The sequence below is a fragment of the Streptomyces sp. NPDC005799 genome (assembly GCF_040630525.1).
GTDB lineage: Bacteria > Actinomycetota > Actinomycetes > Streptomycetales > Streptomycetaceae > Streptomyces > Streptomyces griseorubiginosus_B.
The window spans coordinates 23,177-46,291 of the sequence record NZ_JBEXXQ010000062.1 but is presented as its reverse complement, the minus strand read 5'-3'; the positions used below and the strand labels follow the sequence as shown (position 1 = coordinate 46,291).

Sequence of the window (23,115 nt, the reverse complement as noted above, 5' to 3'; positions counted from 1 at the left end):
GCTGTCAGAGCGCCGTGACCCCCGCCGCCGTGACGGCGAGCGCCACCACCGCCAGGGTCGTGCGCAGCAGGTGCCAGCGGCGCCAAAGCGGCCGCGGGTCCTCCCAGTCGGCGGGGATGACGGACGGGTCGTCGATCGCCTTGACCCGCCGGTTGATGGGCACGTTGCACAGATGCGAGACCCCGGAGACGCCCAGCAGCAGCACCGCCGCGACCGCGAACAGCGGCCGGGCCGCCCCGCCGGCGACCACGGCCAGCACCGCGTTGACGAGGGTGCTGCTCAGCACGATCACCGGCATCGTGGGGTCCCAGTTCCGCCCGAGCAGCTTGTGCGCGTACACATAGGTGCCGGTCTCCATCGCGAACAGCGCCGGCAGCACGCTCAGCGCGACGGCGAACAGCACGCCCGCGGTGACGCCGCCGCCGAGCAGCGCGGCGACCCCGAGAACGCCTTCGAGCCCGGTCATGACGTGCCGGCCCCCGCGGGGTGGCTCTCCACGGTCAGCTGCGCGATGGGCCGCATGGTGGCCTCGCGGAAGTGCGCCGCGAAGCCCTCGGGCGTCGTGGTGTCCGTCTCGCGCTGCACGGACAGGTACGGCGCGAGCTTGGTCTCCAGGATGTGCACGCCCTTCTGCGCGGCCATGTGCCGGCCGATCGCCGCGAAGTCGCCCTCGTAGTGGATGACCCGGACCAGGACGTCGTCCTTGATGAACACGCCGGTGCCGAGCAGCCGCCCGGCGGCGTCGCCGTCGTCGCCGCTGAAGTCGGGGGTGTCCACCCGCTGGAAACCGGCGAAGATCTCGGCGATCTCCTCCTCGTGACCGGGCTTGACCCGGTAGGTGATGGCGGCGTAGGGCATCAGATTCCTCCGTCTACTTCGATGGTGGTGCCGGTGACGTACGCGGCCGAGTCGCCGGCCAGATAGAGCACCGCCCCGGCGACGTCCTCGGGCCGGCCGAGCCTGCCGAGCGCCGTCAACGCGGTGAGGCGGGCGACGAGCCCGGGCGGCAGTCCGCCGCCCGGCTCGGTCTCGGTGACGCCCGGGGCGACCAGGTTGACCCGGATGCCCCGGCCGCCGAGCTCCTTGGCGAGGGCTCGGGTGAAGCCGACCAGGGCCGCCTTGGAGGCGCTGTAGTGCACGCCGAGGGGCCGACCGCGCAGGGCCACGGACGCACCGATGGTGACGACGGACGCGCCGTCGCCGAGCAGGTCGAGCACGGACTGGGTGACCAGGTACGCCGAGGTGGTGTTGTGGTCGAGCACCCGGTGCCACTCGTCCTCGGTGAGCTTCTCGAACGGGACGTGCCCGTCGACGCCCAGGTTGTTGACCAGGACGTCCAGACCGCCCAGCCGCTCCCGCACCGCGTCGGCCAGCCGCGCGGCCCCCGCCGAACCGGTCAGATCGGCCGCGACGAGGGTGAACTCGGCGCCGAGCGCGTCGAGTTCACCCCGCAGCCGCTCCCCCGCCTCGCCGTCCCCGCGGTGGGCGACGACGAGCCGCGCACCGGCACGGGCGAAGGCGAGCACGGTCGCCCGCCCGATCCCCCGGGTCCCCCCGGTGACCAGCACCCGTCGGCCCGGCGGGAAGCGGCCGGGGGTTTCGGACCGGGCGGCCACCGGCGCACCCTGCCCGGACGGCACCGGGCCGGAGGCTTCGGGCGCGACGGCCACCGGCCCGGCCTGACCCCGCGAAGGCGGACCAGACGTCTCGGCCCCGGCAGCCGCCGGCCGACCGCGGCCAGACCGCGGCGGGGACGGCGACCCGTCCCCCTCCGACGGCAGCCGGGCAGACGCTTCGGTGCCGGTGGTCACCGGATCGCCCCGGCGCGCGGCGCGGCCGCGATCAGCTGAAGCAGCAGGCGCGGCGTCTCGGCCTCGCCGACGGCGTCGTCGTCGAGCACGATGCCGTACTTGCGGTTGATCACGCTGGTGACCTGCAGCAGGGCGAGGGAGTCGTAACCGAACTCCAGGAAGGCGGTGTCCAGGGCGTCCTCGCCCTCGAACGCCATGCCCTCCTCCGGGGCGCCGACGCATTCGAGCAGCAGCTCGCCGAGTTCGGCCAGGGTGATGTCGCTCACGATGGTTCCTTTCGGTCCTTCGGTCGGGGTGTGCGCACTCGAGGTGGTGGGACGTGGGGTGTTGGGACGTGGGACAGACAGGCCGGTCATGGACTCGCCAGCAGCGGGACGCCGTTCACGGACGCGCCGACCGGGTCGAGGTGCGGGGAGGAGTCGAGCACCGCGCGGTGCAGGTGCTCGATGCCGGGCGAGGGGTCGAGGCCGAGACTCTGGTTGAGCGCGGTCCGCAGGTGCCGGTACACCTCCAGCGCGTCACTGCGCCGGCCCGCGCGGTACAGCGCGAGCATCAACTGCTCGTGCAGACCCTCGTGCAGGGGATGCCGGGCGGCGAGCCCGGACAGCTCGCCGACGAGCTCATGGTGGCGGCCCAGCCTCAGGTCCGCCTCGATTCGGCCGTGAAGAACGCTCATCCGCGACTCGTCGAGCCGGGTGGCCTCCACCTCCAGCAGCGGCCCGCACTGCACGTCGGCCAGCGCCCTGCCGTGCCACAGGGCCAGTGCCCGGCCGAAGTACGAGGAGGCCTCGGCCCAGTCGCCGCGCTGCAGGGCCCGGTGCCCGACGGAGGACAGGGCGTCGTACTCGCAGGCGTCGATGAGTCCGCCCTGGGTGTCCAGCCGGTATCCGCCGGGTTCGGTGACCAGCACGCTCTTGGCCCCGTGCGGGAGCTCGGCCTCCTCCTCGCCGAGAGCCGCGCCGATGACGTGGCGGATCTGGAGTATGTACGTCTGCAGGGTGGTCTGCACGCTGCGGGGCGGGCTCTCCCCCCACACCTCCTCCACCAGGGAGGCGACCGAGACGACCTCGTCCGCCTGCAGGGCGAGCAGCGCGAAGACCTTGCGTGGCTTGACGGCCGTGAGGTGCACCGGCACCCCGGCGAGTGTGGCCCGGAACGGGCCGAGGACGCTGATGTCCATCCGCGAAACTCCTTCGGGAACGATGTGGGTCAGCCGGTCGTCACGGGCGCCGCGGAGTCCAGCGCCTGCCCGACGGCTCGCGGCACCTCGCGTCCGCGGACGAAGAAGTGCGCTCCGGGGACCGTCCGCAGCCGGAAGCCCGCGCTCGTGCAGTGCTCCCAGGCCCGGACCTGAGGGATCGTCACCATGCGGTCGTCCGCGCCGGCGAACGCCTCGACAGGGCACGGCAGTCGGACGATCGGCGCCTCCCGCAGCCCCTGGGCCAGCCGCAGGTCGGCCCGGAGGGTGTCGAGGGTGGTGCGCAGCCGGTCGGGCCGCCGCAGCAGCGCCTCGGGCATGCTCTCCTCGTCCGTCATCGCCGCCATCAGCCGCTGGTCGTCCAGCCCGTCCAGGTCGGTCCGGTCCAGCAGGGCCGACGGCAACTGGGGGGCGCTGCACGCGCCGACCAGCAGCAGCCGCGGCGGCCGCAGTCCGGCCGCGAGACGGGCCTGGGCGAACCGGTAGGCGACGAGCGCGCCCATGCTGTGCCCGTAGAAGGCGTACGGCTCCTCCAGCAGCGGCCCGAGGTCCTGTTGCAGCTCCTCGACCAGCTGCCCGGGATCGGTGATCCGCGGCTCGCGCACCCGCGTCTCCCGCCCCGGCAGCCGCACCGGAAGCACCGACACCCCGGCGCCGACCCGATTGAGCCAGCCGGCGAAGGACAGGGCGCCCGCGCCGGCGTGGTGGAAGCACAGCAGCCGCGTGCCGGTGGCGCCGGCCTTCGGCCGCACCGCGAGATATCGATGCACCAAGACCCCCCTTCGGTCCCGCACCGCTCGGCGGGTGCGGGCTCCGAGGGTCACCGCACCACCTGGAAGGCGGCTCAACGCTCGCTCAACCGGAGCGACGGGGATCGGCCAACGCGGGCAGCAGCGGCCGGCCCGGCGCGGCCTCCCGACGGCCGGAGAACCCGGGGTCGTACACGGCCGCGCTGAGGGTGTAGGTGTCCTCGGCGAGCCAGCTGTGGAAGCTCCACTCCCAGCCGGCGCCGGGGGTGCCGTCGGGGCGCAGCATCTGTACCTGCTGGTCCTCGGGCGTGAATCCGAACTCGGTGAAGCGGAATCTGAGACCCTGCCCGATGGCCTTGCTGTAGGCCTCCTTGAGCGTCCACAGCCGTACCAGCTCCCGGTTGCGGCGGTCCTCGGGGACGCTCTCCAGGGCTTCGAGCTCGTACGGGGTGCACACCTGCCGTTCGGTGCCCAGGCCCAGCATGCGGCGGTCGGCGTTCTCCATGTCGACGCCGATGCGGCCGTTGCGGGTGAGTCCGACCACGAGCAGTTCCTCGGTGTGGCTGAGGCTGACGTCGAGCTGGTCGACCCCGCGCAGATGGGGCCGTCCGCCCGGCTTGTAGGCCAGCTCCAGTTCGTCGGGCGAGGTGCCGAGCACGGCCGCGGCGGCGGACTTCAGCAGCAGCCGGGAGGTGACGAAGCGGGACCGGTTGGGCACATGGGTCATCTCCCGCAGCCGCCGGTGGTCGCGGCCGAGGGCGGCCACCAGGTCGGGCCGCGCGAGGTCGTCGGGCAGCCAGTCGGCGACCGCCGCGTACACCACCGCCGTACCGGAGGAGTCGAGTTCACGGCGCACGGGCAGCCAGGAGTCCGCGGGACCGCGGTTGCACAGCGGCCGCATCACGCCACCGGCAGTCCGGTCAGGCGCTCCAGCCGGCCGGCCAGGGCGGCGAGGGTCTGCACGCCGAGCAGCATGTCGGGCAGAGCGGCCTCACGCAGCGGCTCGAAGCGCGTCTCGAGCCGGCCCTTGAGCTGCAGCAGCATCACCGAGTCGAAGCCCAGGTCGTGCTGGAGGTGCAGGTCGGGGCCGAGCCGGGCGGGCGGCCGGTCGAGTATCCGGGCCACCTCCTCGACCAGCACGGCCAGTGCTGTGCCACTGACGTCGCCGTCATGACCGGCCGGGTTCTCTTCGGTGCCGGCTGTGTGGTTCATGGGATGCCTCTCCTCATCGGCCTATCGGGGTCGCGTACAGGTCGTAGCTGCGGGCGTCGTCGAAGCGGTCGAGGACCTCGGTCAGCAGGTGTTCGGTTGCGGACTCGGGGGTGTGTACGGCGGTGCGGTCCAGCCGGCCGACGATGCGGGCCAACGCCATGGCGGCCCAGGCCGGTTCGGCGAGCAGGCCGCTGCCGTGCCGCCACACGCCGAGGCAGGCGGCGCCAGCGGCGATCAGGGCGTAGCGGTCGGCGAGCGCGTAGGCGCGGGGGCTGAGGGCGCGGCCGGCCGGGCGGGCGGCGAGACGGGCGCAGTCCTCGCGCAGCAGCCGCAGTTCGGTGGCGAGGGCGTCGGCGGCCGTGCCCAGCGCCCCGGCGAACTCGCCGCTCGCGGCGCGGGCCAGCCGTACCGTCTCCGGCAGCGAGCCGAGCAGGGGGTCCCCGTCGGCGGCCAGGGTCAACTGTTCGGGCCGTACGGCCGGCAGGTCGGGGCCGTGGGGGTCGAACAGCCGGGCGCCGGGCCCGGCGTCGAGTGCTTGCGCGGACTCCCCCAACTCGGGGACACGCAGGAGGTGTTCGACGATCGCCGACCGGCTGGCGGCGGTTCCGGCGCTGCCCAGCCCGATCATCGGCAGGTCCCGGGCGGCCTTCTGGAACAGGCCGTAGCTGCCGGTGGTGGCGTACGCCTCGGAGCCCAGGACGATGGAGAGGTCGTAGACCATCTCGGTGAGGATGGTGGGCAGCAGGTACTTCACGACCGCGCTCAGCGTGCGGCTCTCGCGGGGCAGCAGATGCACGGCCCGGGTGGCGACGAGCGCCAGGCAGTCGCAGACGAGCAGGTCGGTGAAGGCGTCCACCAGCGCGGAGCGGGTGCGGGCGCTGCTGAGCGAGGCGCGGCTGCGGGAGCGGTGCGCGCGGGCGAAGGCGACGGTGGTGCGCAGCGCGGTGTCGGCGCAGCCCAGCGCCATGGAGGTGCCGGTGGCGCGGGTGATGGGGAAGGCGCGTTCGGCGATGGGGCCGCCGCCGCCCTCGGGGCCGAGCAGCCGGCCGGAGTCCAGGCGGTGGCCGGTGAACTCCAGGCCCTGGACGACACAGCCGCGGATGCCGCTGGTACGGCGGCGGGGCAGCAGCGTGACACCGGGACCGGCGGCTGCCGGGCCCGGGAGCAGGAACGCCGTCTGGGTGTCCTCGCCGGCCTCGGGCGTGTGCGCGAACACGACGAGGGAGTCGACGCGGACCGCGTTGTTGAGGGCCTCCTTGCGGCCGTCGAGCAGATAGCCGCCGCCGTCGCGGCGCGCGGTGAGCCGGTTGTGCAGGAAGTCGTTGCCGGGGACGGGTTCGGGGTAGGCGCAGGCCATCCGGCCGCCGGACAGCAGCAGTTCGGCGGTCTGCCGCCGCTGCTGTCCGGTGCCGTCCGCCCACACGGTGACCGCCGCCAGGTACGAGGTCATCCCGTAGCCGAGGCCGAGTGCCGCGTCCCGGCGGAAGACCGCCCGCAGCACCCGGGCGAGCACGTCCAGCCGGTCCAGCCGGCCGCCCAGTTCGCCCGGTACGAACTCGGCGTTGAGGCCGAACTCGTCGAGGAGCCGCTCGGCGGCCGGCAGCAGCCGCTGCCTGCCGTCGGCGGCGAGGAAGTGGTCCGCGCCCAGCGGGTTGCCAGGGTCGTCGAGATCGCCGAGCTGGTGCTCGAGCCGCGCTATACGTTCCTGCACGGCCCGCTCGGCGGCTTCCGCCCTGTTCACCACCGTGGTCATGGCTGTCTCCGTCCTCGATCGGTTGCCGCTCGGCCCCATCCCTAACCGGCGTGACTCAAGAGGCCCTCAAGTCCTCCCGGGCAGGCTCCGGAGCGTCGTGGACGAGGGCCAGGCGGGGCACGGGTGTGCCGTCCTGGTCGAAGTCCACGCCGCCCAGCCACATGCCGCCGTAGGCGACCAGCGCGTACCAGACCGGTCGGAGCATGCGGTCGACCGCGGTGCGGGCGAGCGCGCGTCCGATGTCGCCGGGGATCCGGTCGACTTCATCGGTGATGGTCATGGACATCCCTTCCTTCGTTTCGGTTGTCCGGGCTCGGTTGTCGGTGTCGGCTGCCGGGCTCGGTTGTCCGGACGAGGACGGTCCCCGCGCGCGCTCGTCGGGTCCTCGAGGAACCCTCGTGGCGGCGGTGCCTGTTCGGCTTTCAAAGGTTGCTTGTTCTGCGTTCAAGGGAAATTCGAGCGATCCGTGGTCGACTGGTGGCGCGTGCCCGCGCGACGCGTGGGCGGACGCGGATGCGGGGAGAGAGGTGGGTCGGGCCGATGCCCCAGGGTCTGGTGAGCCGCCGGGTGAGCGCGGTACAGCGGTTCACCGCGGTCGACCGAGCCGAGGCGGTGGAGGCCGGTCTACGTGCCCACGCCCGGCACCGCGAGGGCCTGAAGGGCTTCGAGGCCGGCCTCACCCTGCGGCTGCTGAAGCGGGACGGTGACTACGTACGCCTGGAGCGGTGGCAGGACATGGACGCGCTGCTGCGCGCCACCCACGACGAGAGCTACCTGCCGCACCTCGCCTCCTTGACCGCGCTGGCCGACGTCCGGCACCAACTGGCGGTCAGCGTGGGCCAGATGCCCGCCGCGGTGCCGATCGCCGAGGCGGGGCGGCTGGTGCTGGTGGAGGCCGTGGTGGAGAGCGAACCGGCCCGTTTCGAGATGGACTTCGGGGCGCTGGTGGGCTCGTGCGTGACAGCCGAGGGCTACGGCGGCAGCGACCTGCTCCGCTCAGTGGTCGACCCGCGCCTCTACACCGGTGTGCTGTGGTGGCGGGACTCCGAGTCCTGCGACCGCGTCCTGACCACGTCCGCCTACCTGGACCGCCGCACCAAGCTGACGGTCACGGCCCACATCACGGAACTGCACGCCGGGCCGATGGCCGCGGGCTGACGGCCGTCAGCTCCCGCGCCGTCACCCGCCGACGGCGAGCCGGGCTTCGCCCCTCCCCCTCCCCACCCGTCGCCGCCCCTCCCCGCCATTCCCCGAGCAGGTCTCAAGGGCCCGGCGACAAGCTGCGGAGCATGGAAGCTCCCTTCTCTCTCGCCATCGTGCGTGGACACCCCACCGCCGAGGAGCTGGCCGCGGTGACCGCCGTCCTGCTCGCCAGACTCCGCGCGGCCGCAGGTCAGGAGGGCGAGCCGGACGGCGCGGACGGGGTGTTCGACGAGCCCGCGCGCAAGGCCGGCTGGGGCGGCGGGCGTCCGCGCCGCCGTCCGCCGGTCGGCTGGTCGCGCGGCTGAGCGTGCCCCGCGGACCAGTCCGGGTCGAGCGTCCCTCTATGAGCCGCACATTACGTTCGATTTCAGGATGGGTCCGGGTGCCCGAATGACGGGTCGGGTGCCCGGACGGAAGATCTGCCAGGGGGACCCCTATGACCCACCACCGCACCTTCACGGACCTGATACTCGACAGAGCGGCATCGACGCCCGAGCGCGAGGCGCTGCTCCTGCTGCCCGAGAGCGAGGAGCGCGGCCGTCCGGCCCGGGTCTCCTACGGCACCCTGGACGCGGCCGCGCGGGAACTGGCCGGCTGGCTGCAGGCGCGGGGCGCGGCCGGCGAGCGGGTGCTGCTGATGCACACCTCGCGCCGCCAGTTCACCGTGTCGTTCCTGGCCTGTCTGTACGCCGGCGCGATCGCCGTCCCGGCCCCGCCGACCGGCGGCGGCCGCCACCACGCGGAGCGGGTGGCGGGCATCGTCAAGGCCGTGGCACCCTGCGCGACCTTCACGGACGCGGCGCTGGCCCCCGACGTCTCCCGGCTGCTGGCCGCCTGCGGATACGGCTCGGTTCCGTGCCTGGCCGCCGACGCCGTACCGGTGCGGGCCTCCTGGCGGATGCCGGAGCTGTCCCCGGCCACGGTCGCCTATCTGCAGTTCACCTCCGGCTCCACGGGCGCCCCGCGTGGCGTGGTGGTCACCCACGGCAACCTGCTGGCGAACCTCAAGGCGATCGAGGAGGCCGTGGGCGGCGAGCCCGGCGAGCGGGTCGGGGGCTGGCTGCCGTTCCACCACGACATGGGCCTGGTCGGCCAGTTGCTGTTCCCGCTGTCGCTGGGCGGCACCTCGGTCCTGCTGTCGCCGGCGGCGTTCCTCAAGCGCCCGGCGCGCTGGCTGGAGGCGATCGGCCGGTACGGCGTCGCGGTCAGCGGCGCCCCGGACTTCGCCTACGAGCTGTGCACGCGCCGGGTGACCGACGAGCAGCTCGCGGGGCTGGACCTCGCCGGCTGGCGGGCCGCGGTCACGGGCGGCGAGCCGGTGTCGGCCGCGACCGGCCGCGCCTTCACCGAGCGCTTCGCCCCGGCCGGGTTCCGCGCCGGCGCGCTGCTGCCCTGCTACGGGCTGGCCGAGGCGACCCTGCTGGTCTCCGGCGGGCGCACCGGTGCGGGCCCGGTGACGCGGGCCGTGGACGGCGAGGCGCTGGAGCGGCATGCGCTGCGCGAGCCGCGGGGGGACCGGCCGACGCGGACGCTGGTGGCCTGCGGCTGCCCGCGCGGCGGCGAGGTGCGCATCGTCGACCCGGAGTCGCTGCGGGTGCTTGGGGACGGCGAGATCGGCGAGATCTGGGTCCGGGGCGGCGGGGTGGCGGGGGGCTACTGGCGCGACCGGACCGCGACCGCGGCGGCGTTCGAGGCGGTCACCGCCGACGGCGAGGGCGGCCATCTGCGCACCGGTGACCTGGGCGCGCTCTGCGACGGCCTGCTCCATGTGACGGGCCGGCTCAAGGACATGATCGTGGTGGCCGGCCGCAATCTGTATCCGCAGGACCTGGAGCACGCCGTCCAGCGGATCAGCGCCCTGTTCGGCACCGGCACCGCCTTCTCGGTGCCCGGCGAGCGCGAACGGGTGGTGATGGTGCAGGAGTTGCGCACCCAGCAGCGCTACGACCTCGATCTCGACGGTCTCGTCGGTGACGTGGAGCGGTGCCTGGCCGAGGAGTTCGAGGTCAGCGTGGACGGCGTGCTGCTGGTGCGGCCGGGCACGATCCGCCGCACGACCAGCGGGAAGGTGGAGCGGGCGGCCACCCGGCGGCTGTTCCTCAACGGCGGCATCAAGCCCCTGCACCAGCGGCTGGACGGGGAGTTGCTGCCGGTGGCCCGGCGGCCGCGCGCGGCACGCACGGCACGCAGTCGGTGAACGCATCCGAGAGGAGCTGAAGGTGAGTGGACCGGGGCGGGATCGGCCGGACGAGCAGGGCTATGTCGAGTGGCTCACGGAGCGGATCGGTGAGCGCGTCCGCCGGGAAGTGCGCGAGGACATGCCGCTGATCGAGTGCGGTCTGGACTCCGTGGCGCTGCTGGGCCTGTACGGCGACGCGGAGGACGCGTTCGGGCCGCTGCCGGACCACCCCGTGGAGGTGTGGCCGTACACCACGATCCGCAATCTCGCCCGGCGGCTGGCCGGACGGGACCGCGTGGCCCGCTCGGAGGGCCGTATCCGCACCGCGTTCGTGTTCACCGGGCAGGGCTGCCAGCATCCGGGGATGACGGCGGGGCTGTACGCGCACTGCACGGCCTACCGCCACCACCTCATCGAGGCCGACGAGGCACTGGAGCCCCATCTGGGCCGTTCCATGGTCGAGTTGCTGCTCGGCCGGGACCCTTTGATCGACCAGACCGCGCTCGCCCAGCCCGCCCTGTTCGCCGTCGGGTACGCGCTGGCGGCGACCCTGCTGGAGGAGGGCGTGCGGCCGGTGGCCGTACTGGGGCACGGGGTGGGGGAGTTCGCGGCGGCCGCGGTCAGCGGTGCGCTGCCGCTGGCGACGGCGGCCGAACTGGTCGCCTCCCGGGGCTCGTTCATGCAGCACCTGCCGGCCGGCGGCGGCATGATGGCGACCTGCGCCGACCCGTTCGAGGCGGCGGAGGCGGCCACGCAGGAACCCGGGGTGTCCATCGGCGCCATCAACGCGGCGCGCGCCACGGTGCTTTCGGGCGACATCGCGGGCCTGGAGCGGGCCCGCCGACGCCTCGCGGACATCGGCATCGCCAGCACCTTCCTGAAGGTGACCCACGCCTTCCACTCACCGCTGATGGCCCCGGTGACCCCCCGCCTGGAGGCCCTGGCCCGCCGCATGCCGACGTCGGCGCCCGCGCTGCCGTACTACTCCACGGTCTACGGCCGTGACTACGACGGCCCTCTGGACGCCCCGTACTGGGGCACCCAGATCACCGCCCCGGTCCGCTTCGCCGACGCGGCCCGCGCCCTGCTGATGGAACAACGCCCCACCCATGTGGTGGAGATCGGCCCCAAACCGATCCTCACCGCGTTCCTGCGCCGCATGGGCGGCCCGAACGGCCCGCGCTGTCTGCCCGTGTGCCGGGGGCCGCAGAGCAACGCGGTCGATTTGGCGGGAATCCTGTCGGCACTGAACGCGGGCCCTTTGGCGGACGACATGGATGAAGGATTCTGATTGGTTGCCGGTTCACTCAATTGGTTTGCGATTCAACCGAATCCTACGGAACCCAGCCGGCTTCCTCGGCAATGCGAATCGCGTCCACACGATTGCGCGCGTGCAATTTGTCCACGATCGCCGTCAGGTAATTCCGCACGGTCCCCGGGGTCAAATACAGCTCCACCGCGATCTCGGCCGCGTCCGCTCCCCGCGCGGCCAGGCGCAGCACCTGCGTCTCCCGGGGCGACAACGGGTTCTCCGGCGCCTCCCACGCACTGAGCGCCAGTTCGGGATCGACGACCCGCCCGCCCTGCGCGACGGTCCGCACCGCCTGCGCCAGTCGGTCCGGCGGCGAGTCCTTCAGCAGGAAGCCCGAGACCTGCGCGGCCATCGCCCGCCGCAGGGTCCCCGGCCGCCCCAGGCTCGTGAGGATCAGACTGCGGCACTCCGGCAGCTTCGCCCGCAGTTCGGCCGCCGCGGTGAGCCCGTCCGTGCCGGGCAGGTCGATGTCGATGACGGCCACGTCGGGCCGCACCTCCAGCGCCGTCTTGACGATGAGATCGCCCCGGTCGATGGAGGCGACCACCTCCAGGTCCCGCTCCAGTTCCAGCAGCGCCACCAGCGCGCCGCGGATCATATGGACGTCCTCGGCCAGCAGGATTCTCACCGACAGCATTCGTTCTTCCCCCTGTTCCCCCGTGAGCGTGCCCGTGCCGTGCCTGGCCCGCGCCGTGCCCGTGCTCGTACCGCTCGCCGTGCCCTTCTCACGCGTGTCACGCGACGGACGCGCTCGGCTTCCCGCCGCTGTCGGGGGCGTCGACGGTGACCGGCCGGACGGGCGCCTCGGCGACGAGCCGGAACCGCCCGTCCCGCGTGGCCTCCGCCGTCAGCGTGCCGCCGATCTGGGTGAGCCTGGTGCACAGGTTGCCCAGACCGCTGCCGCTTCCGCCACCTCCGTCCCGGGGCTTCTCCTGCGGCACCACACCGTCGTTGACCAGCGTCAGCCGTACCGTCTCCCCCTCCACGGCAGCCGTGATGGCACATGACTGGACCTTGCTGTGCCTGAGGATATTCGTGACACCCTCCCGAAGGGCAGTGGCCAGCACGGTGTCCACGAGCGGGTGCAGCCGGCCGCAGTCGACGTCGGCCTCGACCCGGACGTCGGCCGCGGCCATCACCTCGGCCACCGAGGCCGCCTCGGCCTCCAGCGACATGTCGCGGTAACCGCTGGCCACCAGCCGTACGTCGGCGAGCGCCTGGCGGGAGACGCCGAGGACGGAGGCCACCTCCTCGCGCGCCCGCTCGGGGTTGACGGGGACGAGGCGGTGGATCAGCTCGGTCTTCAGCGTGATCGTGGAGAGGCTGTAGCCCAGCAGGTCGTGCAGGTCGCGGGCGAACCGCAGCCGCTCCTGCGTCACCGCCATGCGGGCCATCTCGGCGCGGGTGGCGTGGACTTCGCGGACCAGGTCGGTCAGCCGGGTCAGTCCGTAGATGACGAGGCCGGTCAGCGCGGTGGAGATGGCGAAGTAGCCGACTTCCAGGGCGGGGACGTGCGCGGAGAGCGACCAGCCGAGGATGGTGAGGGTGACCGTGCCGTACAGAGGCCAGGCGAACCGTGCGGGAAGCAGCAGCAGAATCGATCCGCCGAGTGGTCCGGCCATGCTGCCCCAGGCGACCCCGATCCACACCATGGGGACGAAGGTCAGCAGTGCCTGGACGACGAGTGCGGTTCCCCGGCGGCGGGCCGACCACTGGCGGGCGCCGGCCGAGGTCACCATGAACTGCAGGGCGTAGAGGCTCAGTACGAGGCACAGACAGATGCCAAGGCCCACGTAGTTGGAGACCGCGTCCAGGACGTTCAGCATGGTGATGACGCCGAAGCCCGAGATGACCGTGATGCTGATCCCCTGTGCCAGTCGCGGCGCCGGGACCTCGAACCGGCCCGACTGCCGTCTCGCCCCTGAGACAGGGCTCCGCATCACAAACTCCCCCTATCCGGATCCCCACCGAACGGCATACGGAGGGAAAGCATCCGGTTGCCCGAAAGGGATCCCGGATGCTGCCCGTCCGCACCGAATCCGCGTGTGGGATTCGGGAAGATCTGTGACTGAACTATAGGCCGTAACGGCACGGCAAGAGGGATATGTGATAGGTGCAGCTAGTCATACGGGGAGTGGGACGGGGTTCAGTTCCTCGAACAAGACGGGACGTGCCCGGTGGCCGAGACGCACCGGCACTTCATAGAGGCGGCCGGGCCCGAATCTGGCGTAGAACGGGCGTAGTCCGGGCACCACAACCTTCACGACCGGAATCTCCACGTCCGGTCGGGTCTGGTCGAGCACCATCAGATCCAGACCGTGCCGGGAGGCCAGCGCGCAGATCTCCCCCACGTCGTCGAGCAGATCCCCGTGCCGGGGGAAACCCGCCCAGTCACCGGGCCGCCTGCCCGACTGGCCCGAATCCGGATCGAGTTGCGGCTGGGCGAGCAGCGTCCCCCCGGGCATCGGCTGCGGCCACGGCAGGAGTTGGGCCGCCTCGGTCAGGGCCCGGCGTAGCGCGAGCCGTGGATCGAGGTGCGCGCCGAAGCCGCAGACGAAATCAGGGTCCTTGTCAGGCGCGGGTCTGGACACGACGGCCACGACCGGTACGCCGAGGTCGGTGGTGAGGTCGAGTGCCGCCACCGTACGGCCCGCCCGGCCGAAGGCGTCCCGCAGTCCGGCCAGCCACGGCTCGTCGAAGGCGTCCAGGTCGAGGGCCGGCACGCGCAGCCGGTTGTACCACCACACGGCCACCGCGTCCCGCTCCACCAACTCCAGGAAGCCCTGCAGTACGGCGTCCTCGATGCTGCAACCGGCGGCGTTGCCATTGGAGTCGGCCCACAGCCCGTCGGCGGCGCCGCACGGCGAGGCGTCGAAGTACAGCGTGGAGGTGGGCAGCAGCCGATGCGTCCGCCCGGTGAGCGACCACACGGGCGTCCACTCGGTGGGCGCGTCGGCGTCGAAGGGCCGGCCCACCCGGTGGAAGGGCCCGTGCGTGGCGTTCCAGCGCTCCCGGTCGCCGTACTGCCGCTCATGGAAGAGCCGGTAGGTATTCGGATGAACGGCCCGCTCCCCCAGCCCGGCGAGCGTGTCACGGACCGTCAGCTCATCACCCTGCCGGGAGGCGCTGAAGCGCTCCACCGCCTCGCACAGCGCACTGGCCCGCGCCTCGGCGGCGGTCACGCCCTTGCCCCCGCTGCGGGCCCGCAGCACCCGCAGCAGTTCGGCGGCCGAGTGACCGCCCAGGGCGAGGTTGTGCCCGGAGTCGTAGGCGTGCAGCCCCTCGGGCAGTCCGGGCAGCGGACGGATGTCGGTCACCACCCCGGTGAGCTGACCGACTAGGTGACGGTGCCGTTCCAGCATCTGCTCGGCGGACAGGGCACGGTCGTTGCTGCCGCTCCCTGCCGCCTTGGGTCTGGAGACCAGGACCACCGGCCGCCGGGTCCGCTCGGCCACCAGCCCCGGGTCACCGCAGTCCGGGCACTGCGGACGCCGGGTCACCGGATGGTGGGTGCTGCGCAGGGTGAGGCTGTCCAGCGTGCACACCGCCCGCTGCTCCGGACACCGCACTCCCGCAAGCCACTTGGACGCCTCCAGGGCCACGCTGTGCAGTCCCAGGGCGCGTACGGCGGCCAGCGACGGCGCGGGCCGGGCCACGGCGGCGTTGGCCCCGAGGACCCGGCGCACCTCCCACTCGGCCCGCCGGTGGGCGCGCAGCCGGTGGGCCAGACAGCCCCAGCACGGGGCGTCCTCGGCGGGCGCGAACACCGGCCCCGTCCAGGGCTCGGCCCCGAACGGCTTGGCCAGCAGCCAGGGCCGCCCCTGGCCGCGCAGTCGCGCGGCCAGGGGACGGAGTGCGGGGTGCAGGTAGTCGTCGCACAGGACGAGCGTGAGGGGGGCGTCGGAGTCGGAGTCGGAATGGAAGTCGGAGTCGGGATCGACTGGCACGGTGCTGAGCCCGGCCGCCCGGCAGGCGGCGTGCGCCTCCACACCGTCCACCTCCCCCACGGTGATGAGCGCCACCTGTGTGCCCCTGACCCGCTCCTGGGCCGCGGCGCCCTCGAGACCGGCACGGTCCCAGTAGGCCTCCGCGGACCGACCCTCGGCGCCGGCCTCCTCCGCGCGCCGGCCGTCGGGCCGGTAACCGACCAGATTGGCCTCCGCCAGGCGCCGTACCAGCCGCCCGGCCTCGTCCACGGGCATCGCCGCCGCGGCCTCCCGCAGCAGCTGCGGCAGGGTGCGGCTGCCGTCCAGCAGGGCGGCCAGGGCCTCGACTCCCGCTCCCCGCACCGCCGTCACGTCCTTGTCGGACCACAGGAACACGGCCTCCCCCGGTACCGTCTCGGCCCGCACATGGCGCTTGAACGCCACGAAGGGCTCCGGAGCGGGGGTGTCGCTCCCGCTCACTCAGCCTCGCCGACGGCGAGCGGGGACGGCCCGGTGGGAGACCAGCAGACGCACCAGCTCGCCGAGGAGACCGTCACCCCGGCCCCGCTGAGGCTCTCGACGGAGCGGCTCCCGCCGCTCACGTACCGCGCCTCTCCCTCCGACAGACCGAACTCCCGCAGTACGGCGGCCGGATCGGCCTCGAAGCGGCCGGCGAGCTGGGGTTCGAGACCGGTACGGGCGGCGAGCTCGGCGAACCGGAGGACTTCTTCGTGGGAAAGCTCTTCACGAGTTGCTACGACGTTCATGTGTTACCCCCTGTGATGAACGAACGAGTGAACGAACGGGCCTTGGACGGACCCGAGGCGGTGCGAACGCTTTGCGCCGCTTCGAACGTCTGTCGGCGTCTGCTTCGAGAGTCTGGGGTGGGGCGGCCCCCGGCGTGCAGTGCCACGTTCACAGGGCACCCATGACATTTTCATGATTGAGCGCATGCGTGACTCACTGGGGCGCGCGGGGGTGCGGATGCCAGGCTCGATGACCTGACTCCGTAAGGGTCGCCACGGGGATCGCCAGGCGGCCGCACCCAAGGGGGAGAGACACACATGGAGATCAAGGTCCTGGGGTCGCTCGCCGCGCACGAGCGCGGGATCCCGGTGGTGCCCACCGCCGCCAAGCCCCGTCAACTGCTGGCCCTGCTCGCCCTGCACGCCGACCGCGTGGTGGGCGTCCCGACGCTGATGGAGGAGATCTGGGGCGAGAACGTCCCCCGGAGCGCCTCCACCACCCTGCAGACGTACATCCTGCAGCTGCGGCGCAAGATCGCGGCCGCGCTCGCCGACGACCCGCTGCTCGACGCCAAGGACGTCCTGGTCACCCGGCTCGGCGGCTACCTCCTGCGGGTGCAGCCCGGCCAGGTGGACGCCCACGAGTTCGAGCGCTGCTCGGAGGACGGCCGTACGGCCTTCGAACTCGGCGACTACCGCACGGCCTCGGACCTGCTGCGCCGCGCGCTCGCCCTGTGGCAGGGCCCGGCCCTGGTCGACGTACCGGCCGGCTCGGTCCTGGAGCTGGAGGTCCTGCGCCTCAACGAGGAGCACACCACGGCCCTGGAACGCCGCATCGAGGCGGACCTCAGGCTCGGCCGGCACGCCGAGGTGGTCCCCGAACTGCGCGTCCTGGCCGCCCGCCACCCCCTCCACGAGGGCTTCTGCGCCCAGCTGATGCGCGCCCTGCACCGCGCGGGCGGCAGCTGGCGAGCCCTGGAGGCCTACCAGCGCCTGCGCGGCTCCCTGGTCCACGAACTGGGCCTGGAACCGTCAGCAGCCCTCCAGGACCTCCACCAGGCAGTCCTGTCCGGAGACCCGGACCACGCCCTGCATCCGGCGGCGGCGGAGTGAGGGTGGGCGGAGTGGGGGTGGGCGGAGTGGGGGTCGGCGGACCGCAGGGCCGGGGGATCTGGGGCCAGCGGATCGCGGGTCGGCGGACCGGGATTCGTCGGATCTGAGGGCCGACGGACTGAAGGTCAGCGCACTGAGGGGCCGCGGACCAAGGACGAGCGGATCTGAGGACCGCGGACCGAGGACCGGCGGACCGGAGTCGCGGAACTGACGGCGGGCGCGGGTAGGGCACCGCGCCCGAACGTGACGGGGGTCGCGCGAGCGGGCCCCGGCGCGGGGCTGGCGGATCGCGGCGGCCGAGCATGGGCTCAACGCCAGCGCATCACGGCCCCCGGGCATCGCCCGAACACCGACGGGCTGCGAACGCGCGGGACAGGCAACGCAGACCGAGGGGCCCTGCGTCGGCTGACCGAGAGGCCCACTATGAGCCGAACCGCACCGGCCGACCGGCGGAACCCACTCGCGGGGGTCTCTCAAGCGGCGCTCCAGGGGACGTACCGTACCCTTCGAGGCGGCCGCCCTACGTTGCGGCAATGACGACCTTCGACGAACTGCTCACCCTCGCCCCGGCCCCCGATCTACGGCGCTCCACCGACGAGTTGAAACGGCTGAAGGAGGAGCTGAGCCGCGGCCCCGACCCCGAGGCCACCCGGCGTCAGCACGCCAAGGGCAAGCTCACCGCGCCCGAGCGGCTCCAACTCCTTTTCGACGAGGGCACGTTCACCGAGATCGAGCCCCTGCGCCGGCACCGTGCCACCGGCTTCGGCCTGGAGGAGCGCAAGCCGCACGGCGACGGCGTGGTGATCGGCTGGGGCCTGGTCCACGGCCGCACGGTCTTCGCGTACGCCCACGACTTCCGCGTCTTCGGCGGCGCCCTGGGCGAGGCGCACGCCCAGAAGATCCACAAGGTGATGGACCTGGCGGAGGCGGCGGGCGCCCCTGTGGTCGGCCTGAGCGACGGCGCGGGCGCCCGCATCCAGGAGGGCGTCACGGCACTCGCCGGTTACGGCGGCATCTTCCGCCGCAACACACGCGCCTCGGGCGTCATCCCGCAGATCAGCGTCATCCTGGGCCCCTGCGCGGGCGGCGCGGCCTACTCCCCCGCCCTCACCGACTTCGTCTTCATGGTGCGCGGCACGTCCCAGATGTTCATAACGGGTCCGGACGTGGTCCAAGCAGTGACCGGCGAGAAGATCACCCACGACGGCCTGGGAGGCGCGGACGTCCACTCCTCGCTCTCCGGCGTCTCCGGCTTCGCCTACGACGACGAGGCCGAATGCCTGGCCGACGTACGCCACTTGCTCAGCTTCCTCCCCCAGAACAACCGCGAACTCCCCCCGGTCTCCCGCACAGGCGACCCCGCGGACCGCCGCACGGACGCCCTGACGTCCCTGGTACCGGCGGACCCCCAACGGGCGTACGACATGCGGACGGTGATCGAGGAGATCGTCGACGACGGCGACTACTTCGAGGTCCACGAGGGCTGGGCCCAGAACATCGTCTGCGCCCTGGCCCGCCTCGACGGCCACGTCGTAGGCCTGATAGCCAACCAACCCACCGCGCTCGCAGGCGTCCTGGACATCCAAGGCTCGGAAAAGGCGGCCCGGTTCGTCCAGTTCTGCGACGCGTTCAACATCCCGCTGGTCACCCTGGTCGACGTACCGGGCTTCCTCCCCGGCGTCGACCAGGAACACAACGGCATCATCCGCCACGGCGCCAAGCTGCTCTACGCCTACTGCAACGCCACGGTCCCCCGCATCTCCCTGGTCGTCCGCAAAGCGTACGGCGGCGCTTACATCGTCATGGACTCCCGCTCCATCGGCGCCGATCTCTCCTACGCCTGGCCGACGAACGAGATCGCGGTGATGGGAGCGGAGGGCGCGGCGAACGTCGTCTTCCGCCGCGAGATCGCCGCCTCGGACGACCCGGACGCCACCCGCTCCCGCCTGATCAAGGAGTACAAGTCCGAGCTGATGCACCCCTATTACGCCGCGGAACGGGGCCTGGTGGACGACGTGATCGACCCGGGCGAAACGCGAACGGTCCTGATCCGCTCACTGGAGGTGCTGCGCGCGAAGCACGTGAGCCTGCCGGAACGAAAGCACGGCAACCCGCCCATGTAAGACGGCAGTTGACGTGTCTGTCCGATGACGCCAACCACGTGCATGACCCCATGCGCGCATGGCCCCGGCCACCGGGCTCCTGGATACTGACCCCGTGGCCGGTGGACCACACCCAACACGCCGCACCCGGGGGCTGACATGGTGGCCGAGCCGATATCGATGTCGTACTGGAAGGGCGAGTCCGGCGAGGAGTTGCGGGACGAGACCGTCGGGGCGCTGCTGCGTCATGCGGCCGAGACGGCACCCGACACCCCGGCGCTGGTGGAGGGCGTGCCGGAGGTCGCCGAGCGACGCCGCTGGACCTACGCCGCCCTGCTCGACGAGGCCGAGCGGGCGGCGCGAGCGCTGCTCGGGCGATTCTCGCCGGGCGAGCGGGTGGCGGTGTGGGCGAACAACATCCCGGAGTGGGTGATCCTCGAACTGGCGGCTGCCCTGGCAGACATCACGCTGGTCACCGTCAACCCAGCCCTGCGCGCATCGGAGTTGCAGCACGTACTCGGCCACTCCCGAGCGGCAGGCGTCTTCCTGCGCCGGGAGTACCGCGGCAACCCGATGGCCCAAACCCTGGACGAGATCCGACCGGACCTGCCGAACCTACGCACAAGCGTGCTCTTCGAGGACTGGAAGGACTTCTGCGCAGAGGGCTCAACGGACCGCACACTCCCCGAGGTCGACGCCTCCGCCCCCGCCCAGATCCAGTACACCTCCGGCACGACAGGAGTCCCGAAGGGCGTGGTCCTGAACCACCGCGCAATCACGAACAACGCACGACTGGCCTACGTCCGTACCTTCGGCCTGCGCCCAGGCGAGCCGCAGCTCAACCCCATGCCCCTGTTCCACACGGCGGGATGCGTACTCGCAACGCTCGCATCGATCGCCGCCCGCGGCACCCAGATACTGCCGCCGCACTTCGACCCGGCCCTGATGCTGAACCTCACCGAGTCCGAACGCTGCGTGGTGGTGGGCGGTGTACCGACGATGCTCATCGCGATGCTCGAACACCCGTCCCTCCCCCACACGGACCTCTCCTCCCTGCGCTATGTCCTGTCCGGCGGTGCCACCGTGCCGCCGGAACTGGTCCGTCGGGTCGAGCATGCCTTCGGCGTCCCGATGTCCGTCATCTACGCTCAGACCGAGGCCTCCCCGGGCATCACCATCACCCGACTCGACGACACCCCGGAGGACCGCGCCGAGACGGTCGGCAGGCCGTTGCCGCGGACGGAGGTGAAGATCGTGGACGCGTCCGGCGAGGTCGTACCGACGGGCGTGACGGGCGAGTTGTGCACCCGCGGCTACCACGTCATGACCGGCTACCTGAACGCCGCTGCCGACACGGCCGCCGCGATCGACATCGACGGCTGGCTGCACACCGGCGATCTCGGCTCGATGGACGATCGCGGATACTGCCGTATCGAGGGCCGCCTGAAGGACATGATCATCCGGGGCGGCGAGAACATCTACCCCCGAGAGATAGAACAGACCCTCGCCGCGCACCCCGCCGTAGCCGAGGCGGCGGTCGTCGGCCTACCCGACCCGGTCTGGGGCGAACGGGTCGCCGCGTTCATCCGCCGCACACCAGGCTCCACGACGTCCGAGAAGGAACTCTTCGACCACGTCCGCACTCACCTGGCCCCCCACAAGACGCCCCGCACGTGGGTCTTCGTGGACGCCTTCCCCCTCACCGGCTCAGGCAAGATCCGCAAGAACGCACTACGCGAGGCGTACGTCTCGGGAAGCCTGTCGGCCCCTTCCACAGACATCTGACGACGCCCCGCCTGCCCGACCGCTGACGTCAGCCCCGTCTGCCATGAACGTTTCCGGTTGCCCGGGTGTCGCCCCAGGGCCCTTGTACGACGCGGCCGACTCTGTGCGGTGGCCCGGGGCGTGGGCTCGGCTGTGATCGGCCGAAGGGATGATCTGCGCCCGACATGCCGTCATCGGGGAGTGGACCCGGAAGGTGAGTGGGCCCCGGCTCGTACGATTCTGCCGAATTTGTCGTATACCCCTTGCTTTTTCGGTTTGTACTGCTTCGCGAATCGGCGGTGTGCATGAAATCGATGTTCCGTAGCAGGCTGCGGCCCTGGGCCTCAGCCTGCGTGACGCTCGTGACCCTGGCGGGCGCGGCCGTCACCGCTCCTGCGGCGCTGGCGGCCGCGCCGGCACGCGCACCCGAAACAGGGCACGTCAGCGACCTCCCGCCCGCTGTCCAGGCGATCATGCACAAGCCCGGCTACGAGAGTGCGCAATGGGGCGTCTACGAGGTCGACCCCTCGAACGGGCAGGTGATCCACTCCCAGTTCGCGCGGCAGTCCTTCGTCCCCGGCTCGGACACCAAACTCGTCACCCTCTCGGCCGCTTGGCACAGCCTGGGCCCCGGCCACCGATTCACCACGCCCGTGTACGCTGCGGGCACGCGCCACGGCTCGACGCTGAAGGGGAACCTGGCTCTGGTCGCCCAGGGCGACCTGACGATGGGCGGGCGGACCAAGCCCGACGGTTCGGTGGACTACACCAACGTCGACCACACGTCCGCCAACGACCTGCCCGGCGCCACGCTCACCCCGGAGAACCCGCTCGCCGGTGTGGACAAGATCGCCCGGCAGGTGCGCGATGCAGGCATCACCCGCGTTCAGGGCGACGTCGTCGTCGATCCCAGGATCTTCACGCCCCCGGAGCTGGACCCACAGCCCACCCCGCTGATCATCAACGACAACCTCATCGACCTGCTCACCACCCCCACCACCGCCGGGCACGCGGCCAAGCTGTTCTGGCGCCCGCAGGTCAAGCCGTACAGCGTCGATTTCAAGGTGAAGACGGTGGCCGCCGGCGGTACGACGAACATCACGGTCAAGGCCTCCCCGGACGGCACCAAGATCACCGTGTCCGGTCAGATCGCGGCCGGGACGCAGCCCGTCCTGAGGACCTCACCCGTCCAGGATCCCAACGCCTTCGGCCGCACCGCGCTGATCGAGGCGCTCGGCCGGGCAGGCGTCACCGTCAGCGCCCGGCAGACCGGTCCCAACCCGGAGCGCAAACTGCCCGCCTCCTACGACCACGATGCGCGGGTGGCCGCCTATGTCTCCCCGCCCTACCAGCAGTACGCCAAGCTGATCCTGAAGGTCAGTCACAACCTCGGCGCCAACCTGGCCTTGTGCAACATGGCCGTGCTGCGGGGCAGCAAGGACTGCTTCGCCGGCGGATTCGGGGTCGAGCACGACTTCCTGACCCGGGTCGCGCACATCGACCCGGCGCAGTTCCAACTCGATGACGGACGCGGCGGCGACGCCACTGAGAAGGCCACCCCGGTCGGCCTCGCCCAGATTCTCGCCTATTGGCTGCACACCCCCGATGCGAAGGCCTTCCGGCTGTCGCTGCCCATCCTGGGGGTCGATGGCTCGAACGCGATCTCCTGCACTCACTGCCCGGCCAGAGGCAAGGTCTTCGCCAAACCGGGAACCGTCATCGGCCTGGACCGGCTCAACGGCGGGCTCGCCGTGGCGGACCAGAGCCAGGCCGGCTACCTGCTGACCGACGACGGCCATGTGGTCATCTTCGTCGTACTCGTCAACTCCGCCACCGCCCCTGACATCCAGGGCATCGTGCGCATCTTCGACGACACCAACCAGATCTCCGCGCTGCTGCAGGAGGAGGCCTCGGCACACCTGTGACGGCGCGTGGCAACCGGTACCTGCGCCGACGGTACGCAAAGCGCCCGGGATCGCCGTCTCCTCACCGGCCCCGGGCGTGCGATCACGCCTGGAGACGGTCCGCCACCAATAACTCTGCGTGA

The 23,115-nt window shown here is 72.1% G+C and carries 22 protein-coding genes; 8 read left to right on the top strand and 14 right to left on the bottom strand.

Annotated elements, in window-relative coordinates; translation table 11 throughout:
- Positions 1-4 precede the first annotated feature (4 nt).
- The 10 genes from ABZ453_RS41850 to ABZ453_RS41805 form a co-directional block, all read right to left on the bottom strand.
- A complete protein-coding gene (locus ABZ453_RS41850) occupies positions 5-466 on the bottom strand; it encodes a DUF1772 domain-containing protein (RefSeq protein WP_356772599.1) in 462 nt (153 codons plus the stop codon).
- Positions 463-858, bottom strand: a complete 396-nt coding sequence (locus ABZ453_RS41845; RefSeq protein WP_359023805.1) for a SchA/CurD-like domain-containing protein — start codon at positions 856-858, stop codon at positions 463-465. The genes ABZ453_RS41850 and ABZ453_RS41845 overlap by 4 nt, the downstream gene beginning before the upstream one ends.
- Positions 858-1,616: an SDR family oxidoreductase gene (locus ABZ453_RS41840; RefSeq protein WP_359023803.1), complete on the bottom strand. Its 759-nt coding sequence runs from the start codon at positions 1,614-1,616 to the stop codon at positions 858-860. The genes ABZ453_RS41845 and ABZ453_RS41840 overlap by 1 nt, the downstream gene beginning before the upstream one ends.
- Positions 1,617-1,807: 191 nt before the next feature.
- Positions 1,808-2,077 (bottom strand): acyl carrier protein, encoded by a 270-nt coding sequence (locus ABZ453_RS41835; protein WP_359023801.1) that lies wholly within the window; start codon positions 2,075-2,077, stop codon positions 1,808-1,810.
- A gap of 86 nt (positions 2,078-2,163) precedes the next feature.
- Positions 2,164-2,991, bottom strand: coding sequence for an AfsR/SARP family transcriptional regulator (locus ABZ453_RS41830; protein ID WP_359023799.1), 828 nt, complete (start codon positions 2,989-2,991; stop codon positions 2,164-2,166).
- A 29-nt stretch (positions 2,992-3,020) separates the two neighbouring features.
- Positions 3,021-3,779 (bottom strand): alpha/beta fold hydrolase, encoded by a 759-nt coding sequence (locus ABZ453_RS41825; RefSeq protein WP_359023797.1) that lies wholly within the window; start codon positions 3,777-3,779, stop codon positions 3,021-3,023.
- A gap of 85 nt (positions 3,780-3,864) precedes the next feature.
- Positions 3,865-4,659 (bottom strand): 4'-phosphopantetheinyl transferase superfamily protein, encoded by a 795-nt coding sequence (locus tag ABZ453_RS41820; RefSeq protein ID WP_356772608.1) that lies wholly within the window; start codon positions 4,657-4,659, stop codon positions 3,865-3,867.
- A complete protein-coding gene (locus ABZ453_RS41815; RefSeq protein ID WP_359023795.1) occupies positions 4,659-4,970 on the bottom strand; it encodes an acyl carrier protein in 312 nt (103 codons plus the stop codon). The genes ABZ453_RS41820 and ABZ453_RS41815 overlap by 1 nt, the downstream gene beginning before the upstream one ends.
- A gap of 13 nt (positions 4,971-4,983) precedes the next feature.
- Complete coding sequence (locus ABZ453_RS41810) at positions 4,984-6,723, bottom strand: acyl-CoA dehydrogenase family protein (protein WP_359023793.1); 1,740 nt, start codon at positions 6,721-6,723, stop codon at positions 4,984-4,986.
- A 55-nt stretch (positions 6,724-6,778) separates the two neighbouring features.
- Positions 6,779-7,003: a hypothetical protein gene (locus ABZ453_RS41805; protein ID WP_356772614.1), complete on the bottom strand. Its 225-nt coding sequence runs from the start codon at positions 7,001-7,003 to the stop codon at positions 6,779-6,781.
- Between the two features lie 260 nt (positions 7,004-7,263).
- Between ABZ453_RS41805 and ABZ453_RS41800 the strand changes: the two genes are divergently transcribed.
- The 4 genes from ABZ453_RS41800 to ABZ453_RS41785 all read left to right on the top strand — a co-directional run bounded on the left by ABZ453_RS41800 (position 7,264) and on the right by ABZ453_RS41785 (position 11,396).
- Entirely contained in the window at positions 7,264-7,881 is a 618-nt protein-coding gene (locus ABZ453_RS41800; RefSeq protein WP_359023791.1) for a hypothetical protein, read from the top strand.
- A gap of 131 nt (positions 7,882-8,012) precedes the next feature.
- Positions 8,013-8,231 carry an acyl-CoA carboxylase subunit epsilon gene (locus ABZ453_RS41795; RefSeq protein WP_359023789.1) on the top strand — a complete coding sequence of 73 codons (219 nt, stop codon included), beginning with the start codon at positions 8,013-8,015 and terminating at the stop codon, positions 8,229-8,231.
- A 131-nt stretch (positions 8,232-8,362) separates the two neighbouring features.
- Positions 8,363-10,123, top strand: coding sequence for a fatty acyl-AMP ligase (locus ABZ453_RS41790; protein WP_359023787.1), 1,761 nt, complete (start codon positions 8,363-8,365; stop codon positions 10,121-10,123).
- Positions 10,124-10,145: 22 nt separating this feature from the next.
- A complete protein-coding gene (locus ABZ453_RS41785; protein WP_359023785.1) occupies positions 10,146-11,396 on the top strand; it encodes an acyltransferase domain-containing protein in 1,251 nt (416 codons plus the stop codon).
- 43 nt (positions 11,397-11,439) lie between these two features.
- Here ABZ453_RS41785 and ABZ453_RS41780 read toward each other — a convergent pair whose 3' ends face one another.
- The 4 genes from ABZ453_RS41780 to ABZ453_RS41765 form a co-directional block, all read right to left on the bottom strand.
- Positions 11,440-12,054 (bottom strand): response regulator transcription factor, encoded by a 615-nt coding sequence (locus tag ABZ453_RS41780; RefSeq protein ID WP_133048866.1) that lies wholly within the window; start codon positions 12,052-12,054, stop codon positions 11,440-11,442.
- A 97-nt stretch (positions 12,055-12,151) separates the two neighbouring features.
- Positions 12,152-13,357, bottom strand: coding sequence for a histidine kinase (locus ABZ453_RS41775; protein WP_359023782.1), 1,206 nt, complete (start codon positions 13,355-13,357; stop codon positions 12,152-12,154).
- Between the two features lie 183 nt (positions 13,358-13,540).
- Positions 13,541-15,787 (bottom strand): TOMM precursor leader peptide-binding protein, encoded by a 2,247-nt coding sequence (locus ABZ453_RS41770; protein WP_359023780.1) that lies wholly within the window; start codon positions 15,785-15,787, stop codon positions 13,541-13,543.
- 32 nt (positions 15,788-15,819) lie between these two features.
- Entirely contained in the window at positions 15,820-16,110 is a 291-nt protein-coding gene (locus tag ABZ453_RS41765; protein ID WP_359023778.1) for a hypothetical protein, read from the bottom strand.
- Positions 16,111-16,407: 297 nt separating this feature from the next.
- Here ABZ453_RS41765 and ABZ453_RS41760 point away from each other — a divergent pair, with 297 nt between their 5' ends.
- The 4 genes from ABZ453_RS41760 to dacB all read left to right on the top strand — a co-directional run bounded on the left by ABZ453_RS41760 (position 16,408) and on the right by dacB (position 22,993).
- Positions 16,408-17,202 carry an AfsR/SARP family transcriptional regulator gene (locus tag ABZ453_RS41760; RefSeq protein WP_359023777.1) on the top strand — a complete coding sequence of 265 codons (795 nt, stop codon included), beginning with the start codon at positions 16,408-16,410 and terminating at the stop codon, positions 17,200-17,202.
- 533 nt (positions 17,203-17,735) lie between these two features.
- Positions 17,736-19,325 carry an acyl-CoA carboxylase subunit beta gene (locus ABZ453_RS41755; RefSeq protein ID WP_359023775.1) on the top strand — a complete coding sequence of 530 codons (1,590 nt, stop codon included), beginning with the start codon at positions 17,736-17,738 and terminating at the stop codon, positions 19,323-19,325.
- Between the two features lie 138 nt (positions 19,326-19,463).
- Complete coding sequence (locus ABZ453_RS41750) at positions 19,464-21,089, top strand: AMP-binding protein (protein ID WP_359023773.1); 1,626 nt, start codon at positions 19,464-19,466, stop codon at positions 21,087-21,089.
- A gap of 332 nt (positions 21,090-21,421) precedes the next feature.
- Positions 21,422-22,993, top strand: coding sequence for a D-alanyl-D-alanine carboxypeptidase/D-alanyl-D-alanine-endopeptidase (dacB, locus tag ABZ453_RS41745; protein WP_359023771.1), 1,572 nt, complete (start codon positions 21,422-21,424; stop codon positions 22,991-22,993).
- Positions 22,994-23,115: the final 122 nt, after the last annotated feature.

Excerpts from the sequence above, each read along its gene's own strand:
- ABZ453_RS41850 (WP_356772599.1), bottom strand. The coding sequence starts at position 466 with ATGACCGGGCTCGAAGGCGTTCTCGGGGTCGCCGCGCTGCTCGGCGGC.
- ABZ453_RS41845 (WP_359023805.1), bottom strand. The coding sequence starts at position 858 with ATGCCCTACGCCGCCATCACCTACCGGGTCAAGCCCGGTCACGAGGAG.
- ABZ453_RS41830 (WP_359023799.1), bottom strand. The coding sequence starts at position 2,991 with ATGGACATCAGCGTCCTCGGCCCGTTCCGGGCCACACTCGCCGGGGTG.
- ABZ453_RS41820 (WP_356772608.1), bottom strand. The coding sequence starts at position 4,659 with ATGCGGCCGCTGTGCAACCGCGGTCCCGCGGACTCCTGGCTGCCCGTG.
- ABZ453_RS41815 (WP_359023795.1), bottom strand. The coding sequence starts at position 4,970 with ATGAACCACACAGCCGGCACCGAAGAGAACCCGGCCGGTCATGACGGC.
- ABZ453_RS41810 (WP_359023793.1), bottom strand. The coding sequence starts at position 6,723 with ATGACCACGGTGGTGAACAGGGCGGAAGCCGCCGAGCGGGCCGTGCAG.
- ABZ453_RS41805 (WP_356772614.1), bottom strand. The coding sequence starts at position 7,003 with ATGACCATCACCGATGAAGTCGACCGGATCCCCGGCGACATCGGACGC.
- ABZ453_RS41800 (WP_359023791.1), top strand. The coding sequence starts at position 7,264 with ATGCCCCAGGGTCTGGTGAGCCGCCGGGTGAGCGCGGTACAGCGGTTC.
- ABZ453_RS41795 (WP_359023789.1), top strand. The coding sequence starts at position 8,013 with ATGGAAGCTCCCTTCTCTCTCGCCATCGTGCGTGGACACCCCACCGCC.
- ABZ453_RS41790 (WP_359023787.1), top strand. The coding sequence starts at position 8,363 with ATGACCCACCACCGCACCTTCACGGACCTGATACTCGACAGAGCGGCA.
- ABZ453_RS41780 (WP_133048866.1), bottom strand. The coding sequence starts at position 12,054 with ATGCTGTCGGTGAGAATCCTGCTGGCCGAGGACGTCCATATGATCCGC.
- ABZ453_RS41775 (WP_359023782.1), bottom strand. The coding sequence starts at position 13,357 with ATGCGGAGCCCTGTCTCAGGGGCGAGACGGCAGTCGGGCCGGTTCGAG.
- ABZ453_RS41765 (WP_359023778.1), bottom strand. The coding sequence starts at position 16,110 with ATGAACGTCGTAGCAACTCGTGAAGAGCTTTCCCACGAAGAAGTCCTC.
- ABZ453_RS41760 (WP_359023777.1), top strand. The coding sequence starts at position 16,408 with ATGGAGATCAAGGTCCTGGGGTCGCTCGCCGCGCACGAGCGCGGGATC.
- ABZ453_RS41755 (WP_359023775.1), top strand. The coding sequence starts at position 17,736 with ATGACGACCTTCGACGAACTGCTCACCCTCGCCCCGGCCCCCGATCTA.
- ABZ453_RS41750 (WP_359023773.1), top strand. The coding sequence starts at position 19,464 with ATGGTGGCCGAGCCGATATCGATGTCGTACTGGAAGGGCGAGTCCGGC.